Source organism: Ottowia sp. (assembly GCF_047975795.1).
Classification (GTDB): Bacteria; Pseudomonadota; Gammaproteobacteria; order Burkholderiales; family Burkholderiaceae_C; genus Ottowia.
This window is the reverse complement of sequence record NZ_JBKEEE010000039.1, coordinates 1-16,333: the sequence shown is the minus strand read 5'-3', so window position 1 is coordinate 16,333 and position 16,333 is coordinate 1. Positions and strand designations below refer to the sequence as shown.

Sequence of the window (16,333 nt, the reverse complement as noted above, 5' to 3'; positions counted from 1 at the left end):
CTGGCGCACCACGGCCATGTCTGCTGTCAAGCCTTTGGATCGTCGCGCTGCCTGGGTGCGTGCGGCGCTGCTGCTGGCTTGGGCCGTCACGTCTTTCGGCGTGCTGTTTTTTGCCCGCGACCTGGATCAGGTGGTGGCGGGCTGGCCGTTCAATTACTGGTGGGCGGCGCAGGGCGGGGTGCTGGCCTTCATTGCCATTGGCATGGTGTATGCGTGGTGCATGAACCGGCTGGATCCTGATGCACTGGCGCACGGCGCGGCGGGTGTCCACCCTTGCAGCGACGAGGGCGATGCCTGACGCTGCGCCGCGCGCAGGCGTCTGGCGCTTGCACCGTCAGGTGCTGTGGTTTGCGTTGGGGTTGGGTGTTTTCCTGGGCCTGATGGCCTGGGCGGAGCGTGCCGGCTTGTCGCGCGGGTGGATCGGCCCGATTTTTCTTTTCCTGTCAGTGATGATGTACGCGGCCATCGGCATCTATGCCCGCAACACCGACCCAGAAGAGTTTTTTGTGGCGGGCAGGCGCATTCCACCCATGTACAACGGCATGGCCACGGCGGCCGACTGGATGAGTGCGGCCACCTTCATCAGCCTGGCCGGTGCCTTGTATTTGCAAGGTTTTTCAGGATCGCCTTCGCAGCCGGGGGGCTTGGCTTACGTGCTGGGCTGGACGGGCGGGTTTTGCCTGGTGGGCCTGCTGATGGCCCCACGCTTGCGCGCCATGCGCCTGTACACCGTGCCTGATTTTTTTGCCGAACGCTTTGGCGGGCGCTGGCCGCGTGTGCTGGCGGCGGTGGGGGCAGTGATGTGTTCGTTCATGTACGTGGTGGCGCAAATTTATGGTGTGGGTCTGATTGCCTCGCGCCTGACCGGCGTGCAGTTTGAAATCGGTATTTTGTTGGGCCTGGGCGGCATGTTGCTGTGCAGTTTTCTGGGTGGTATGCGCGCCATCACCTGGACGCAGGTGGTGCAGTACGTGGTATTGCTGGTGGCGTTTTTGATTCCCGTGTCGTGGCTGGCGTACAAGCAGCTCGGCACGCCTTTGGCTCCGATGGCGTATGGCGCGCAATTGCCGAAGATTGCCAAGTTGGAGCAAGCCCTGATCGAAGACCCGCGCGAGCAGGCCGTGCGCGCTGTGTATCTGGAGCGCGCGCGCGACGACGCTGAACGTTTGCACGACCCGGCAGCGGCCTTGCAGCGCGCCCGCGAGCAACTGGATGAGCGCATCCGTATGCTCAAAGCCCAGGGCGCAGACTTCACCTTGGTGATGGCGGCCCGGCGCGAATTGGCGGCCCTGCCGCGCGACGAAGCCAGCGCCCGCGAACGCTGGACGCTGTCCATGAACGAGGCGCTGGAGCGCGCCACGCCCCTGGGCGGGCTGCCGCGCCAGGGACAGGCGTTTGCGGGTGATCCAGATGGCACGCCGCAAGAGCGTGCGCTGTTCAATGCCTCGCGCCTGAACTTCATGGCCCTGATGTTTTGCCTGATGGTGGGTACGGCCAGCTTGCCGCATGTGCTGACGCGCTTTTACACCACGCCTACGGTGGCCGATACACGGCGCTCGGTGGCCTGGTCACTGCTGTTCATCGCCTTGCTGTACCTCAGCATTCCGGCGCTGGCGGTGCTGGTCAAGTTCGAGGTCATGCAAGAGTTGGTGGGCAGCAGTTTTGAAGACCTGCCCAACTGGATTGCCCAGTGGGCGCGGGTCGATCCGGCTCTGATTTCGGTGCAGGACGTCAATGGCGACCGCGTTCTGCAATTTGGTGAGCTGCGTTTGGGCGCCGACATGATCATGCTGGCCACGCCAGAGCTGGGCGGGCTGCCCTACGTGGTGTCGGGCTTGGTGGCCGCAGGTGGGCTGGCGGCGGCGCTGTCCACCGCCGATGGTCTGTTGCTGACCATCAGCAACGCCTTGGTGTACGACCTGCCGTCACGCCGCGCCGGGCGCACCGGAAAAGCCAGAGTGACGGAGAACCGCGTCATCCTGTCCAAGTTTGCACTGCTGGCCGTGGCCATGATCGCGGCGGCGGCGGCCGCTTTCAAGTCGGCTGAGATTCTGTGGCTGGTCACCGCCTCGTTTTCGTTGGCCGCGGCCACGTTCTTCCCCGCCATCGTGCTGGGTTTGTTCTGGCGGCGCACCACGGGCCGCGCAGTGGTGGTCGGTATGTTGTGCGGGGTGGGGCTGACGGCGGGCTACATGCTGTGGGCCAATCCCAGCTTCAGGGCCTGGTGGGGCCTGGCCCCTGGTGGACTGTGGTGGGGCATCCACCCCATGTCTGCCGGTGTGTTTGGCGTGCCCGCAGGGTTTGCCGCCATTGCGCTGATGTCGCTCAGGCGTTCTGGCTGACCGGTATATGAATTTGATAGCTGTATACGCTTTATGAGTAAGCGATAGAGCTGGTTTTGATTGTGAAAATTAGGGCGCTATCGGCTCGTCACCACCCAAAAAACCACCGCTTTGCCGCGCCCACAGCGAGGCATACAGACCGCCGCGCGCCAGCAAGTCGGTGTGGGTGCCTTCTTCGACGATGCGGCCTGCGTCCAGCACGATGAGGCGGTCGAGCGCGGCGATGGTGGACAGGCGGTGGGCGATGGCGATGACGGTTTTGCCTTTCATCAGCTCATACAGGCTTTCCTGGATGGCTGCTTCCACTTCTGAGTCCAGCGCGCTGGTGGCTTCGTCCAGCAGCAGGATGGGGGCGTCTTTGAGCATGACGCGCGCGATGGCCACGCGCTGGCGCTGCCCGCCCGAGAGCTTGACGCCGCGCTCGCCCACGTGGGCGTCGTAGCCGCGTCGGCCTTTGGGGTCGCTCAGATGCTGGATGAAGTCGTGCGCTTCGGCACGCGTGGCGGCGGCGATCATGTCTTCGTCGCTGCCATCAGGACGGCCGTAAAGAATGTTGTCGCGCATGGCGCGGTGCAGCAGCGAGGTGTCTTGCGTGACCATGCCGATGGCGTGGCGCAGGCTGTCTTGGGTGATCTGGGCGATGTTTTGGCCGTCGATCAGGATGCGCCCGCTTTGCAGGTCGTGAAAGCGCAGCAGCAGGTTGACCAGGGTGGATTTGCCCGCGCCGGAGCGGCCGATCAATCCAATTTTTTCGCCCGGGCGTATGGTCAGGCTGAGGTGGTCGACCACGGGCCGCGCTTCGTCGCGATAGCAAAAGCTGACGTCGTCAAAGCGCACTTCGCCGCGCGCCACCACCAGCGGCTGGGCGCTGGGCGCGTCCACCACGGCGCGCGGGCGCGACAGGGTATTGATGCCGTCCTGGATGGTGCCCACGCTCTCGAACAGGCTGGTCATCTCCCACATCACCCAGTGGCTCATGCCCGACAGGCGCAGCGCCATGGCCGTGACGGCGGCCACTGCGCCAATGCCCACCTGGCCGTGCGACCACAACCACAGCGAGCCGCCGCAGGCCCCCAGAATCAGCAACACAATCAGGGTGTGGTTGACCACCTCCAACTGGCTGACCAGGCGCATTTGGGCGTAGCCGGTGAGCTTGAAGTCTTCCATCGCCGCGCGGGCAAACTGCGCTTCGCGCTGCGAGTGCGAAAACAGCTTGACGGTGGCGATATTGGTGTAGGCGTCGGTGATGCGTCCGGTCATGATGCTGCGTGCGTCGGCCTGCGCGCGGCTGACGCGGGACAGGCGCGGCACGAAATACCAGCAGGCCAGCCCGTAGGCGATGGACCACAGCAAAAACGGCAGCAGCAGCCAGGGATCGAACCCGGCGGCCAGCAGCAGCATGGTGATCATGTACACGCCCATGCCGATCACCACGTCGGTGGTGGTGAAGATCATGTCGCGCACGGCCAGTGCGGTTTGCATCACCTTGGTGGTGATGCGGCCGGCAAATTCGTCGGCATAAAAGGCCATGCTCTGGCCCAGCATCAGGCGGTGAAAGTTCCAGCGCAGGCGCAGCGGGAAGTTGATGGCCAGCGTCTGGTGCTTGACGATGGTTTGCAGCATCACCAGTGCGATGGACGCCACCAGCACCAGCGCCAGCAGCGTCAGCATGCCGCCGCGCTCGGCCCACAACTGGCCAGGGCGCACGCTGCCCAGCCAGTCGACCACGCGCCCCAGCATGGCAAACAGCAGGGCGTCAAACGCGGCCGTGCCCGCCGACAGCAGCGCCATCAGGGCAATGAAGCCGCGCAGACCGCTGGTGGCGCTCCAGACAAAGGCAAAAAAACCTTTGGGGGCCAGATCAGGCTCTGGTTCGGGGTAGGGGGCAAGCAGGCGTTCAAAAAAACTGAGCACGGGTGATTCTTGACAGTTTATTTTTTGATCACGATCTGGCCGCTGGCCAGCAGGGCGTTGAATTCCACCACTGGGATGGCCGCGCTCATGGGGTGGCCGCCTTCGGCCCAGCGCAGCACCAGGCTTTGCGGGGCGCGCTCCAGCGCCAGTTCAAGGTCGGCCTCAATGAGCAGCAGCGGGCCATCGCCGACGCGGTATTCGAGTGGAGCGGTGACATGCGCTCGCGCCTGTTCGCCGGGGTTCAGGCCGTCCTCGCCGGGCACGTAATCCAGTTTGGCGGGGCGTTGGGTGACGTTCATAAAGTTAACTCCAAAGGGATGGGCGGTCACGGGTTTGGCCTTTGCTGTGGCCTGTTCGGAGCCTGAAGGGGGCCTGCATTGTGCACGCTGGGCAAAGGCGCATGACTTTCGTGCCATGTGGCTGGCATGCGCCCAAGCTTACCTGCTTGTTTATCCGATCCTTCTACCCGCTTTTGCGATCAGGTTTTTGCAAGCGCTGACTCAGAAACGTCGGCTGAGATAGCGTGATTCGGCCAGACCAAAGCGCCACGGCAGCTCTTGCGCCCGGCTGATGCCAATGCGCGGGCCGCTGATGACGGACGTGTCGTCTGCGGCTGGGGCCAGCACTGCAAAAGGTGGCGCATCCAGCGGCAAGCCGTAATAGGCCAGCGTGATGCCCAGCGCCTGCCCCAGCCGCCCCGGCCCAGAGCACAGCAGGCGATCGTGATGGGCGCTTGCACGGGCGTCGGCAGGCAGGCTGCGGCGCTGGCGCATTTGGGCCAGCCCTTGTGTGGGTTGCAGGGCGCGAATCAGCACCCCGGCACCATGGCCGTCTTCACGGCAGACAAAGTTCAGGCACCAGTGAATGCCGTAGCTGCGGTACACGTAAGCGTGCCCCGGCGGGCCAAACATGGCGCGGTTGCGCGGCGTCAGGCCCCGGTGCGTGTGTGATGCGGCCTCGCTGGCGTCGTAGGCTTCGGTTTCCACGATCACGCCGCCCACGCCGTTGACCAGCAGTGTGGCCCCGATCAGGGCGCGGGCAACGGTGGGCGCGTCAGCGGCAAAGTCTGTATCACGCAGTGGACGCAAGGCAGATGACATGGGCCGCAGTATGCCGTTTGTGCTGCAAATGCTGCGGTTTGTGACAAGCCGGTACAAAAACGGGCGAGGCCGATAAGATATGGATACAACCATTCTGACAAGGAGATGCCCCATGTTTAAAGCCCTGCTGCTGACCGCATCTGACGATCAAGCTCCTCACTGCGCGCTGGCCGAACTCGATGAAGCTCAGTTGCCTGAAGGCGAAGTCTTGGTGCAAATCAGCCATTCCACGCTGAATTACAAAGACGGTCTGGCGATTACCGGCGCAGGCCCGGTGGTGCGTCGCTACCCCATGGTGCCTGGCATCGACTTTGCAGGCACGGTGCTGGAATCCAGCGATACGCGCTACAAAAAGGGCGACGCTGTAGTGCTGAACGGCTGGGGCGTGGGCGAAGGACACTGGGGCGGGTTGGCGCAAAAAGCCCGCGTCAAGGCCAACTGGCTGGTGCCGTTGCCTGCGGGCATGACCGCTTTCAACGCCATGGCGCTGGGCACGGCGGGCTACACCTCGATGCTGTGTGTGATGGCTTTGCAGCAGCAGGGCGTGACGCCCGATCAAGGGCCGGTGCTGGTGACCGGGGCCAACGGCGGCGTGGGCACCATCGCCATCGCCTTGCTGTCCCTCCTGGGTTACACCGTGCATGCATCAACCGGGCGCATGAACGAGGCCGCCCACCTGAAAGCGCTGGGCGCAAGCGAGCTGGTCGATCGCAACACCCTCAGCGCCCCCGGCAAACCGCTGCAAAAAGAGCGCTGGGCTGCCGCCGTGGACACCGTGGGCAGCCACACCCTGGCCAATGTGTGCGCCAGCCTTCAATACGACGGCGTGGTGGCCGCTTGTGGTTTGGCACAGGGCATGGACTTGCCCGCCACGGTGGTGCCCTTCATCCTGCGCGGGGTGACGCTGGCAGGCGTAGACAGTGTGATGGCCCCTTACGCCCGCCGTGCCAAAGCCTGGGAGCGCCTGGCGCGCGAGCTGCCGTCCGAGGTGCTGGCCAGCAACACCGAAACCATTGCGCTGGCCGACGCGCCCGCCGTGGCAGCCCGCCTGCTGCAAGGCCAGGTGCGCGGACGGGTGGTGGTAGATGTGAACGTCTGACGGCTAAAAGCGCGATGGTCTTGATCTGCCCGATCTGCAAGACCAAAAGTTATAGCCTCCAGTGCTTGCTGCACAAGCGCTGGAGGCTATTTGGTTGATCAAGCGGAAAGGCTTATGCCCCGCGCGTGATGGGCATCTCAACAGCTTTGGGGTTGAGGGCGTGCTTGGCCAGCTCCAGCTTGGCCAGGGCATTGCGGTGCACTTCGTCGGGGCCGTCGGCAAAGCGCAGGGTGCGCTGGTTGACATAGCTGTAGGCCAGTGGGAAGTCGCCGCTGAGGCCCGCGCCGCCGTGGGCCTGCATGGCCCAGTCGATGATGCGGGTGGCCATGGTGGGCGCGACGATCTTGATCATGGCGATTTCGGCCTGCGCCACCTTGTTGCCCACAGTGTCCATCATGTAGGCGGCTTTCAACGTGAGCAGGCGGGCCTGCTCGATCAGGCAGCGTGACTCGGCGATACGCTCGCGCCACACGCCTTGCTGCGACAGGGGTTTGCCAAAGGCCACGCGCTCGTTCAGGCGCTGGCACATCAGCTCAAGCGCGTATTCGGCGGCACCAATGCTGCGCATGCAGTGGTGGATACGGCCTGGGCCTAAGCGCCCCTGGGCAATCGCAAAGCCCTTGCCTTCGCCCACGAGCAGGTTGCCCACCGGCACGCGCACGTCTTTCAGCTCGACTTCCATGTGGCCGTGGGGGGCGTCGTCGTAGCCAAACACGGTGAGCGGGCGGATGACATGGATGCCTTTGGCGTCGGCGGGCACCAAAATCATGGATTGCTGTTCGTGGCGCGCGGCTTCAGGGTCGGTCTTGCCCATGACGATGTAGACCTTGCAGCGTGGATCGCCCGCGCCGGATGACCACCACTTGCGACCGTTGATGACGTATTCGTCGCCTTCGCGCCGCATCGAGCATTCGATGTTGGTGGCGTCGGACGAGGCCACGGCCGGTTCGGTCATCAAAAAGGCGGAGCGGATTTCGCCTTTGAGCAGGGGATCAAGCCACTGGTCTTTGTTGGCTTCAGAGCCGTAGCGCTCGATGGTTTCCATGTTGCCGGTGTCAGGCGCTGAGCAGTTGAACACCTCGGACGCCCAAGGCACGCGGCCCATGATTTCGCACAAGGGCGCATATTCCAGGTTGGACAGCCCTTCTGGCGCGCGTGATGACTTGGGCAAGAACAGGTTCCACAGCCCGGCAGCGTGCGCCTTGGGTTTGAGTTGCTCGACGATTTTGGTCGGCACCCAGGCGTTGCCCTTGGCGCGGTTAGCGGCGATTTCTTCGTGGAACACGTTTTCGTTGGGGTAAATGTGTTCGTCCATGAAGGCCAGCAGCTTTTCGCGCATTTGCTTGACTTTGGGGCTGTAGTCGAAATCCATGGTGTCGTCCTCTTTTTGGGCTGCAAAAAAATCTGGCTTGACTGCGCGGCTTCAAGCTTGCTGGGCAAACCGCCAGGCCAGCTCGGCCATGGGGCGTGCGCCTGCGCCGCTGGCCTTGGCCTGGGCGCTGCTGGCGGTGCCGGCTTCGACACGCTTGGCAATGCCTTGCAAGATGGCGGCAATGCGGAACATGTTGTAGGCCAGGTAAAAGCTCCAGTCCGGTGCAAGCGCTTCGGGGGTGGTAAAGCCCGTGCGTTCGCAGTAGCGGCGGATGTAGTTGGCCTCGCTGGGAATGCCCAGGCTGGTGATGTCTACGCCGCCAATACCGCGGAAGGTGCCGGGCGGAATGTGCCAGGCCATGCAGTGGTAGCTGAAGTCGGCCAGCGGATGGCCCAGGGTGGACAGCTCCCAGTCCAGCACGGCCAGCACGCGCGGCTCGGTGGGGTGGAAGATCATGTTGTCGAGCCGAAAATCGCCGTGCACGATCGAAGTGAGGTCGCTGCGGGCACTGGCCGGGATGTGGCTGGGCAGCCAGTCGATCAGGCGGTCCATCTCGGGGATGGGCTGGGTCACCGATGCCTGGTACTGCTTGCTCCAGCGGCCAATCTGGCGCTCAAAGTAGTTGCCGGGTTTGCCGTAATGCTCCAGCCCCTGGGCCTTGTAATCCACCGTATGCAGGGCGGCGATGACGCGGTTCATCTCGTCGTAAATCGCGCCGCGCTCAGTGGGCGTCATGCCAGGCAGTGTCTGATCCCAGATGACGCGGCCTTCGACAAAATCCATCACGTAAAAAGCGCGACCAATCACCGATTCGTCATCACACAGTACGTGCATTTGGGCCACTGGCACGTCGGTGCCTGCCAGGCCGCGCATGACGGCGTATTCGCGTTCGATGGCGTGGGCCGAAGGCAGCAGTTTGGCCACCGGGCTGGGCTTGGCCCGCATGACGTAAGTTTGCTTCGGTGTGATGAGCTTGTAGGTGGGGTTGGACTGGCCGCCTTTGAACATCTCCACTTGCAACGGGCCTGCAAATCCGGGCAGGTGCTGGCTCAACCAGGCTGAAAGTGCCGCCGTGTCGAACGCGTGGGCTTCGGATACCGGGCGGGTGCCTACGAACTGCTCGGTGGTGTTCATGTCACAACTCCGCTTCGCCAATGTGCTTGAGTGCGGTGCGGTCGCGCACCACCAGGCCGGTGGGTTCGATGCGGATCACGCCCTCGCGCTCCATGGTCTTGAGTTCCTGGTTGACGCGCTGGCGCGATGCGCCCAGCAACTGGGCCAGTTCTTCCTGCGCCAGTTGCAAGGTGATGCGCACTTCGTCCGGATGGATGGGGCTGGACGCGCCATAACTGCGCGTGAGCAGCACCAGTTGCTTGGCCAGGCGCGCGCGCAGCGGCAGGGTGTTGAGGTCTTCCACCTGCCCAAACAGCAGCCGGATGCGCCGCGCGTGCAGACGCAGCAAGGCTTCGTACAACTCGGCATGCTGGGCGAGGATGTTCTGCAAATCGGCACGTGCCACCCACACGGTGGTGGTAGGGCCGTGGGCGTAGCCATCGTGCGTGCGCCGCTCGCCGTCGAAGATGGCCACGTCGCCAAACCAGATGCCCGGCTCCACATAGGTCAGCGTGATCTGCTTGCCGGTCAGCGTGGTGGAGCTGACGCGCACCGACCCCTTGGCGCAGGCCAGCCACTGCTCGGCCGGGTCGCCTCGGGCGCAGATCAGGTCGCCGTCCTGGTAACGTTTGACTGAAGCGCATCGAAGTATGTCGTGCCGCAATGAAGGTGAAAGGGATGAGAACCAGCGACCGTTGTTGATCGCCTCACGTTCTTCCATCGTAAGAATGGGTTCGTCCATGGTCTGTCTAGTGGGTGACTGCAAAAGGCCCCATTGTCACGCGGGCGACCTTGCCTTGGCGCGTGGTGGGTCATTGATTGACGGGGTATGCGGCGTGCAGTATGCGTTTGGGTTTATTCGTAGTCGGGCGTTTGCCGGTTCAAAAAAGCATGCATGCCAATGCCGCCGTTGGCATGGTGCAGGTTTTTGACAAAGTGCTCGCGCTCGACCGTCAGGTGCTGGGGCAGGGGGTTGGCATCGGCCTCGTTGATCAGCTCTTTGATGCTGGTCAGCACATTGGGCGCGCGCTCGCCCAGTTGTTCGGCCCATTGCAAGGCCGTGTCCAGCGCCTGGCCTGCGTCGCACAGGCGGTTGACCACGCCCAGCTCGTGCAGGCGTTGCGCGCCGATGAGCTCGCCAGTCATCATCAGCTCGGTGACCAACTGGCGCGGCAGGGCGCGTGTCAGGCTCCAGCTGCCGCCGCCGTCGGGTGACAGGGCGACGTTGCTGTAGGCCATGGTGAACACGGTATTGCGTGCAGCCACGACCAGGTCACAGGCCAGCACCAGCGAAAAACCGGCACCGGCGGCAGGCCCTTCGACGGCGGCGATCACGGGTTTGGGAAAGGTGCGAATGGCTTCCACCCAACTGTGCAGGCCGTCGATGCTCTGGGCCTGCACCTCGGGCGGTTTTTGCCGGTTGGCCAGAAGGCGTTGCAGGTTGCCACCGGCGCAGAACGTGCTGCCTTCGCCGCGCAGCACTACGCAACGAATGTCGGCGCTGGATTCGGCTGCGTTCAAAGCCTCCACGCCCGCAGCATACATCTCGGGGCTGAGGGCGTTGCGGTGCTCAGGGTTGTGGATGCTCAGCACCATGGTGCGGCCTTCAAGGGTGGAGCGCAGTTCGGCAGTCATGATGTATTTGCTATTGTCTCGATAGCTTTTGGCGCTTGTCCATAAATCGCCAAAGGCTTTTTTGTTGAATTCAAACGGCTGCGGCGCAAGCCAATTCAGCAAACGCCGTGGCCGGGCTTGTGCCGACCACTGGTGCCTTCCCCCGCCCGAAGAGAGCGGGGGAAGGCGCGCCAGCGACACAAGGGGTGTCAATCCTCTTCATGCAACAGGCTCAGACCAATGGCCCCCCGGCGGCGCAGCCAGGGGCTGGGGCGGTAACGCGGATCGCCGTACACGGTTTGCATGTTGAACAGCACTTCCAGCACATTGGCCGGGCCAAGCTGGTTGCCCAGAGCCAAGGGGCCGACGGGGTAGCCCAGCCCCAGGGTGACGGCGGTTTCCAGATCCTGCGGGCTGCATATGCGCTGCTGGCAGATGTCGGCTGCGATGTTGACGATGTGGGCCACCATGCGCTGGGTGACGAAACCGCCCGAATCGCGGATCACGCTGACCGCCTTGCCGTCTTTGGCGAACAGGGCATGGGCGGCGTTACGCATATCGCTGCGGGTGGCCGGGTTGGTGGCCAGCACGCGGCGGCGGGTGGCCTGGTCATCCATCAGCATGTCGATGCCGATGGTGCGGGCCGGATCCAGCCGCTCGACCACGGCCACGGTGGTGATGTCAAACCCGAGCGGAGCCACCAGGGTCAGTGCCTGGAGCGAGGGCGATGGGCCGGTCTCGATTTTTGCACCCAGGTCTTTCAGCAACTGGTACAGCTCGGCGCGGCGTGCGGCGCGGGTGGACACCCATACGGGCGGTATTGCATCGACTTGCGGCACAGGTGGTTCAGGCGGCACTTGCGCCGCGCCGTCTACGTACCTGTAAAAGCCTTCGCCGCGTTTTTTGCCCACCACGCCACCGGCCAGGCGCTGCGCGGTGATGACGCTGGGGCGGTAGCGCGGCTCGTCGTAGTACTGGCGGTAAATGGATTCCATGACCGGGTGCGACACGTCCAGCGCGGTCAAGTCAAACAGCTCGAACGGGCCGAGCTTGAAGCCCACCTGGTCTTTCAAAATGCGGTCGATGGTGGCGAAATCGGCCACGCCTTCACTGACGATGCGCAACGCCTCGGTGCCATAGCCGCGCCCCGCATGGTTGACGATGAAACCCGGCGTGTCAGCCGCCTGCACCGGGGTGTGGCCCATCTGGCGGGCGTAGGCCGTCAGGGCGTCGCGCACAGCAGGCGCAGTTTTCAGCCCCGCAATCACTTCCACCACTTTCATCAGCGGCACGGGGTTGAAAAAGTGATAGCCCGCAAATTGCTGTGGGCGCTTCAGCCCCGCTGCAATGGCGGTGACGGACAGCGACGAGGTGTTGGTGGCCAGCACCGCGCCTGGGGCCACGATGCCCTCCAGCTCGGCAAACAGGGCCTGCTTGACATCCAGGCGCTCGACAATGGCTTCAACGATCAGATCGCAGCCCGACAGATCGGCCAGGCTGGCCGCAGCTTGCCGCGCGGCTTTGTAGTTTGCGGCCTGCGCCGCGTCGATGCGGCCTTTGGCGGCCAGCTTGTCCCATTGGACGGCCAGCGCTTCACGCGCCTGGGCGATGGCAGCGGGTTGGGTGTCGAACAGCAGTACGGCGCTGCCCGCCTGGGCGGCGATTTGGGCAATGCCACGGCCCATGGCACCGGTGCCGACGATGCCGACGGTTTTGAATTGAGGGGTATGCATGGCGGCACATTATGGTGGAGTGCCCAGCCGCCGTGCCCGCCAGCGCAGGCTGCGGGCCATATGCCGCCTGTGCAGCAGCAGATGAAAATGGCCGACTACAGGTGTGCTTGCAGCCGCCGCTGCGCTTCGGCGGGGCCAAAGCTCAACACCAGCAGATTCAGCACATCGCCTTGCAACTGGCGCAGTGTTTCGGGCTGGTCGCAGCTTAGAAGGCGCTCGGCCAGGCGGCCTGCACGCGGGTGGCAGCAGCCGGTCATGGCTTCCACCAGGGTCTGCGCATTGGGCAGAGCCTGTGCACTGGTGGCAGGGGAATACATCGCATCAGCAGGCAAGGCGTTGTTGCCGGGGGCTTGTTGGAGCATGTCTCAGGCTTTGAGTGAGTTCAAACTGCCGGGTGGGAGCCGGTCTATACGGCCATTGTTGCGCCGCAGCATGGTTTGAATCAAGTAGGTACAAGCCCGTTCGTGGCATACATGCATCGTTTTCAGAGTGTGGCCCCTAAAGTGAGAACTGCTGGTTTCGCACCGTAAAATTGCCGCATGTCATACATGGTGCTGGCGCGCAAATATCGTCCCCGGAATTTCTCCGAAATGGTGGGTCAGGAGCACGTGGTGCAGGCCCTGAGCAACGCGCTGACGCAGCAGCGGCTGCACCACGCCTACATGTTCACCGGCACGCGCGGTGTGGGTAAAACCACGGTATCGCGCATTCTGGCCAAGTCGCTCAACTGCACAGCAGCGGACGGGCAGGGCGGCATCACTGCCACGCCATGCGGCGTGTGCCCCGCCTGCACCGAGATTGACGCGGGCCGCTTTGTCGACTACACCGAGCTGGACGCGGCCAGCAACCGCGGCGTGGATGAAGTGCAGGGCCTGCTGGAGCAGGCGGTGTACAAGCCGGTGCAGGGCCGCTTCAAGGTCTTCATGATCGACGAAGTGCACATGCTCACCAACACCGCCTTCAACGCCATGCTGAAGACGCTGGAAGAGCCGCCCGAATACCTCAAGTTCGTGCTGGCCACCACCGACCCGCAGAAGGTGCCCGTCACCGTGCTGTCGCGCTGCCTGCAATTCAACCTGCGGCCCATGGCCCCGGAAACGGTGCTGGGGCACCTTACGCACGTGCTGCAAACCGAGCAGGTGCCTGCCGACGCGCAAGCCTTGCGCCTGCTGGCGCGCGCCGCGCGCGGCTCCATGCGCGATGCGCTCAGCCTGACCGATCAGGCCATCGCCTTTGGCTCCGGCAAGTTGGAAGAAGCCAGCGTGCGCCAGATGCTGGGCACCGTGGACCGTAGCGTGGTTTTCAGCCTGATCGAGGCGCTGGCCGCTGGCGATGGACAGGCCGTGGTGGCGCGCTCTGATGAATTACGCAGCGCGGGCCTGTCCGCGGCCACCACGCTGGAAGACATGGCCGCCGTGCTGCAACGCATGGCGGTACTGCAAGCCGCGCCTGGTTTGTCCACTGACGACACCGATCCCGATGCGCAGGAAACCGCGCGCCTGGCCGCCCTGATGCCTGCCGACGAAACGCAACTGCTCTACAGCCTGTGCATTCATGGGCGGGCCGAACTGGGCCTAGCCCCGGATGAATACGCGGGCCTGACCATGGTGCTGCTGCGGCTGCTGCCGTTCAAGGCGGCAGCGGGCGAGGCTAAACCGGCTCCCAATGCTCAGGCTGAAAAAAAAAGCCTGAAACCGGCTGAGGCGGCTGTACCGGCATCTGTTGCCCTGACGTCTGCACCTGTTCTCGCACCGGCAACTTCGCCAACTTCTGCGCAAGCGCCTGCGTCCAACACTGCAACCTACCCGGCAGAAGACGGCGATCCAGACCAGATTGCCCCTTGGGATGCCGAAGCTGCGGATGAGCCGCTGCCTGCCTGGGACGACGGTGCTGAATCCGCAAACTCGCCCGCGTCTGTTTCCATGCTGCCGCGCCGCCTGCCCGTTCAGCCGGTGCCTGTGCGTGAACAGGGTGCGCTTAAAAATTCGGATTCAAATCAAGCTTCAGCGCAGGTGCAACAATCGAATGTTGCTCCTGAAGTAAAAGCATTCAATGTGCGCAATGCCGCCGATGAGGTCGACCCACCGCCTGCTGCCGCTGCGCCTGATCTGCTCCCCGTGCCCCCCAGCGATGACGGCGACGCCTGGCATGCGCTGGTGCAAGCGCTGGTGCAGCGTGAAGCCATCACGGCCCTGGTGCGCCAGTTGGCCATGCAGGCTCAATTGGTTGCGCGCGAAGAAGGCTTGTGGACGCTGCGGGTGGACAACGCTTCGCTGGCGGGCGATGGCGTGCGCGATCGCCTGCAAGCCGCCCTGGCCGAAGCCGGGCACACAGTGCGTTTGCAGGTGCAAGTGGGGGCCGTGACCGACAGCCCATCGCGCCGCAACGCCATCGCTGCTTCGCAAAAACTCAAGGCGGCTGAGGCACTGCTGATGGCCGACCCGTTTGTGCGTGAGATGATGCGCGACTTTGGGGCGAAAATCGTGCCCGGAAGTATTAAACCGTTGTAACTGTTATGCCCCCTGAGTCGCTGCGCGCCTTCTCCCCTTTGCTTTGCAGAGGGGGCAACGCCAGTGGTCGGCGCAAGTCCGACCACGGCGTTCACCCGCATAGCCTGCTTCGCGACCCTCCCGATTCACGTGAACGTATCCCCTCTTTAATTCACTAGGAAACCAACCGATGTTCAACAAAGGACAACTTGCCGGCCTGATGAAGCAGGCCCAGGCCATGCAGGACAACATGAAGAAAGCGCAGGATGAACTGGCGCTGATGGAGGTCGAGGGCGAATCCGGCGCGGGCATGGTCAAGGTGCTGATGACCGCCAAGCACGACGTCAAGCGCGTCACCATCGATCCCAGCCTGCTGGCCGACGACAAGGACATGCTGGAAGACCTGGTGGCCGCCGCCTTCAACGCCGCCGTACGCAAGGCCGAGGAGCTGTCGGCCGAGAAGATGGGCAAGCTGATGCCGGCGGGCATGCCGGGGCTGCCGGGCGGCATGAAGTTTCCGTTTTAACGTGGCGCATCCCCCTGAGCGGCTGCGCCGCTTCCCCCTTCTTGCTGCGCGAAGGGAGACAACGCCACTGGCCGGGCCAAGCCCGTCCACGGCGCTTGCTGGCCAGTGACTGTTGACGCGGTTTTGACGCTTGCATACTGAAAACCGCTCATGAACGACACCCACGCCCTCGATACGCTGATCCAGTCGCTGCGCCGCTTGCCGGGCGTGGGGGTGCGCTCGGCCCAGCGCATGGCGTTTCATTTGTTGCAGCACGACCGTGAAGGTGCGGCGCGGCTGGCGCGGTCGTTGCAGGACGCCGTGGCCCAGGTACGCCATTGCACACAGTGCCACACCTTCACTGAAGGCGAAGTCTGCGCTACCTGTCTTGATGCGCGGCGCGATGCAACCAAGCTGGCGGTGGTTGAAACCCCGGCTGACCAGGCAGCGCTGGAGCGCACGGGGGCTTTCAAGGGGCGCTATTTTGTCCTCATGGGCCGTTTAAGCCCGTTGGACGGTATCGGCCCACGCGACATTGGCGTGCAAAAGCTGATCGAACGGGCCAGTGACGGCGTGGTGCAAGAGGTGATTTTGGCCACCAACTTCACCGCCGAGGGCGAGGCCACGGCGCACGTCATCGGCCAGGCGCTGAAAAGTCGGGGCCTCGCCGTGACCCGGCTGGCGCGCGGCGTGCCCGCCGGTAGCGAGCTGGAATACGTCGATCTGGGCACCATCGCCCATGCCTTGGTGGATCGGCGTTGAGCGCGTTTTATGCCCTGAAAACTTGTCCTTGCTGCTTCACGATGGATAGCTGATAACGCTTGTAGGAACAGCGCATAGGCCAATTTAATGAGATTTTTTTGCCGCAGCAGTGTTTTTTGAAAACCTTGTCTGGGGTTGTAAGCGTCCTGTGTCGCCGCACCTCTCGATACTTGATGGCACTTATAAAAATGATGGATTTGTTGTCATGGCAAGGCGCAAACCGCAGCGATAGCCGTAGCTACCGCGAGGATTTGCAACGCCGCCATGGCGGCAAAGACGCGTTTTTATGT

Annotated in this window: 15 protein-coding genes; 6 read left to right on the top strand and 9 right to left on the bottom strand. The window is 63.5% G+C overall.

All coding sequences use genetic code 11. From position 1 onward, the window contains the following. Positions 1-16 precede the first annotated feature (16 nt). Positions 17-298 (top strand): DUF4212 domain-containing protein, encoded by a 282-nt coding sequence (locus ACK5NW_RS05870; protein ID WP_416926024.1) that lies wholly within the window; start codon positions 17-19, stop codon positions 296-298. Further along, complete coding sequence (locus tag ACK5NW_RS05865) at positions 291-2,342, top strand: VC_2705 family sodium/solute symporter (protein ID WP_416926022.1); 2,052 nt, start codon at positions 291-293, stop codon at positions 2,340-2,342. The genes ACK5NW_RS05870 and ACK5NW_RS05865 overlap by 8 nt, the downstream gene beginning before the upstream one ends. A gap of 69 nt (positions 2,343-2,411) precedes the next feature. Here ACK5NW_RS05865 and ACK5NW_RS05860 read toward each other — a convergent pair whose 3' ends face one another. From ACK5NW_RS05860 to ACK5NW_RS05850, 3 genes are all read right to left on the bottom strand, one after another. After that, entirely contained in the window at positions 2,412-4,256 is a 1,845-nt protein-coding gene (locus tag ACK5NW_RS05860; protein WP_416926020.1) for an ABC transporter ATP-binding protein, read from the bottom strand. Positions 4,257-4,273: 17 nt separating this feature from the next. Next, the gene (locus ACK5NW_RS05855) at positions 4,274-4,555 is read right to left on the bottom strand and encodes a hypothetical protein (protein ID WP_416926018.1); all 282 of its coding nucleotides are present in this window, start codon (positions 4,553-4,555) and stop codon (positions 4,274-4,276) included. Between the two features lie 201 nt (positions 4,556-4,756). Next, entirely contained in the window at positions 4,757-5,356 is a 600-nt protein-coding gene (locus ACK5NW_RS05850; protein WP_416926016.1) for a DNA-3-methyladenine glycosylase, read from the bottom strand. A 112-nt stretch (positions 5,357-5,468) separates the two neighbouring features. Here ACK5NW_RS05850 and ACK5NW_RS05845 point away from each other — a divergent pair, with 112 nt between their 5' ends. After that, positions 5,469-6,455 carry an MDR family oxidoreductase gene (locus tag ACK5NW_RS05845; RefSeq protein ID WP_416926014.1) on the top strand — a complete coding sequence of 329 codons (987 nt, stop codon included), beginning with the start codon at positions 5,469-5,471 and terminating at the stop codon, positions 6,453-6,455. Between the two features lie 112 nt (positions 6,456-6,567). Here ACK5NW_RS05845 and ACK5NW_RS05840 read toward each other — a convergent pair whose 3' ends face one another. The 6 genes from ACK5NW_RS05840 to ACK5NW_RS05815 form a co-directional block, all read right to left on the bottom strand. Further along, positions 6,568-7,827, bottom strand: a complete 1,260-nt coding sequence (locus ACK5NW_RS05840) for an acyl-CoA dehydrogenase family protein (RefSeq protein WP_416926012.1) — start codon at positions 7,825-7,827, stop codon at positions 6,568-6,570. A 51-nt stretch (positions 7,828-7,878) separates the two neighbouring features. Continuing rightward, a complete protein-coding gene (locus ACK5NW_RS05835) occupies positions 7,879-8,961 on the bottom strand; it encodes a phosphotransferase (RefSeq protein WP_416926010.1) in 1,083 nt (360 codons plus the stop codon). Between the two features lies 1 nt (position 8,962). After that, positions 8,963-9,682: a Crp/Fnr family transcriptional regulator gene (locus ACK5NW_RS05830; RefSeq protein WP_416926008.1), complete on the bottom strand. Its 720-nt coding sequence runs from the start codon at positions 9,680-9,682 to the stop codon at positions 8,963-8,965. Positions 9,683-9,795: 113 nt separating this feature from the next. After that, on the bottom strand, positions 9,796-10,575 hold the full coding sequence (locus ACK5NW_RS05825; RefSeq protein WP_416926006.1) for an oxepin-CoA hydrolase, alternative type: 780 nt from the start codon (positions 10,573-10,575) through the stop codon (positions 9,796-9,798). A 188-nt stretch (positions 10,576-10,763) separates the two neighbouring features. Then, a complete protein-coding gene (locus ACK5NW_RS05820) occupies positions 10,764-12,287 on the bottom strand; it encodes a 3-hydroxyacyl-CoA dehydrogenase (protein WP_416926004.1) in 1,524 nt (507 codons plus the stop codon). A gap of 95 nt (positions 12,288-12,382) precedes the next feature. Further along, positions 12,383-12,649: a hypothetical protein gene (locus tag ACK5NW_RS05815; protein WP_416926002.1), complete on the bottom strand. Its 267-nt coding sequence runs from the start codon at positions 12,647-12,649 to the stop codon at positions 12,383-12,385. Between the two features lie 177 nt (positions 12,650-12,826). On the opposite strand from ACK5NW_RS05815, the gene dnaX reads away from it, so the two are divergent. From dnaX to recR, 3 genes are all read left to right on the top strand, one after another. Next, positions 12,827-14,797: a DNA polymerase III subunit gamma/tau gene (gene dnaX, locus ACK5NW_RS05810; protein WP_416926000.1), complete on the top strand. Its 1,971-nt coding sequence runs from the start codon at positions 12,827-12,829 to the stop codon at positions 14,795-14,797. Between the two features lie 169 nt (positions 14,798-14,966). Next, a complete protein-coding gene (locus ACK5NW_RS05805) occupies positions 14,967-15,302 on the top strand; it encodes a YbaB/EbfC family nucleoid-associated protein (protein WP_416925998.1) in 336 nt (111 codons plus the stop codon). Between the two features lie 150 nt (positions 15,303-15,452). Next, positions 15,453-16,043 carry a recombination mediator RecR gene (gene recR / locus ACK5NW_RS05800; RefSeq protein ID WP_416925996.1) on the top strand — a complete coding sequence of 197 codons (591 nt, stop codon included), beginning with the start codon at positions 15,453-15,455 and terminating at the stop codon, positions 16,041-16,043. Positions 16,044-16,333 lie beyond the last annotated feature (290 nt).

Excerpts from the sequence above, each read along its gene's own strand:
- ACK5NW_RS05825 (WP_416926006.1), bottom strand. The coding sequence starts at position 10,575 with ATGACTGCCGAACTGCGCTCCACCCTTGAAGGCCGCACCATGGTGCTG.
- dnaX (WP_416926000.1), top strand. The coding sequence starts at position 12,827 with ATGTCATACATGGTGCTGGCGCGCAAATATCGTCCCCGGAATTTCTCC.
- ACK5NW_RS05865 (WP_416926022.1), top strand. The coding sequence starts at position 291 with ATGCCTGACGCTGCGCCGCGCGCAGGCGTCTGGCGCTTGCACCGTCAG.
- ACK5NW_RS05830 (WP_416926008.1), bottom strand. The coding sequence starts at position 9,682 with ATGGACGAACCCATTCTTACGATGGAAGAACGTGAGGCGATCAACAAC.
- ACK5NW_RS05805 (WP_416925998.1), top strand. The coding sequence starts at position 14,967 with ATGTTCAACAAAGGACAACTTGCCGGCCTGATGAAGCAGGCCCAGGCC.
- ACK5NW_RS05855 (WP_416926018.1), bottom strand. The coding sequence starts at position 4,555 with ATGAACGTCACCCAACGCCCCGCCAAACTGGATTACGTGCCCGGCGAG.
- ACK5NW_RS05845 (WP_416926014.1), top strand. The coding sequence starts at position 5,469 with ATGTTTAAAGCCCTGCTGCTGACCGCATCTGACGATCAAGCTCCTCAC.
- recR (WP_416925996.1), top strand. The coding sequence starts at position 15,453 with ATGAACGACACCCACGCCCTCGATACGCTGATCCAGTCGCTGCGCCGC.
- ACK5NW_RS05850 (WP_416926016.1), bottom strand. The coding sequence starts at position 5,356 with ATGTCATCTGCCTTGCGTCCACTGCGTGATACAGACTTTGCCGCTGAC.
- ACK5NW_RS05815 (WP_416926002.1), bottom strand. The coding sequence starts at position 12,649 with ATGCTCCAACAAGCCCCCGGCAACAACGCCTTGCCTGCTGATGCGATG.
- ACK5NW_RS05840 (WP_416926012.1), bottom strand. The coding sequence starts at position 7,827 with ATGGATTTCGACTACAGCCCCAAAGTCAAGCAAATGCGCGAAAAGCTG.
- ACK5NW_RS05835 (WP_416926010.1), bottom strand. The coding sequence starts at position 8,961 with ATGAACACCACCGAGCAGTTCGTAGGCACCCGCCCGGTATCCGAAGCC.
- ACK5NW_RS05870 (WP_416926024.1), top strand. The coding sequence starts at position 17 with ATGTCTGCTGTCAAGCCTTTGGATCGTCGCGCTGCCTGGGTGCGTGCG.
- ACK5NW_RS05820 (WP_416926004.1), bottom strand. The coding sequence starts at position 12,287 with ATGCATACCCCTCAATTCAAAACCGTCGGCATCGTCGGCACCGGTGCC.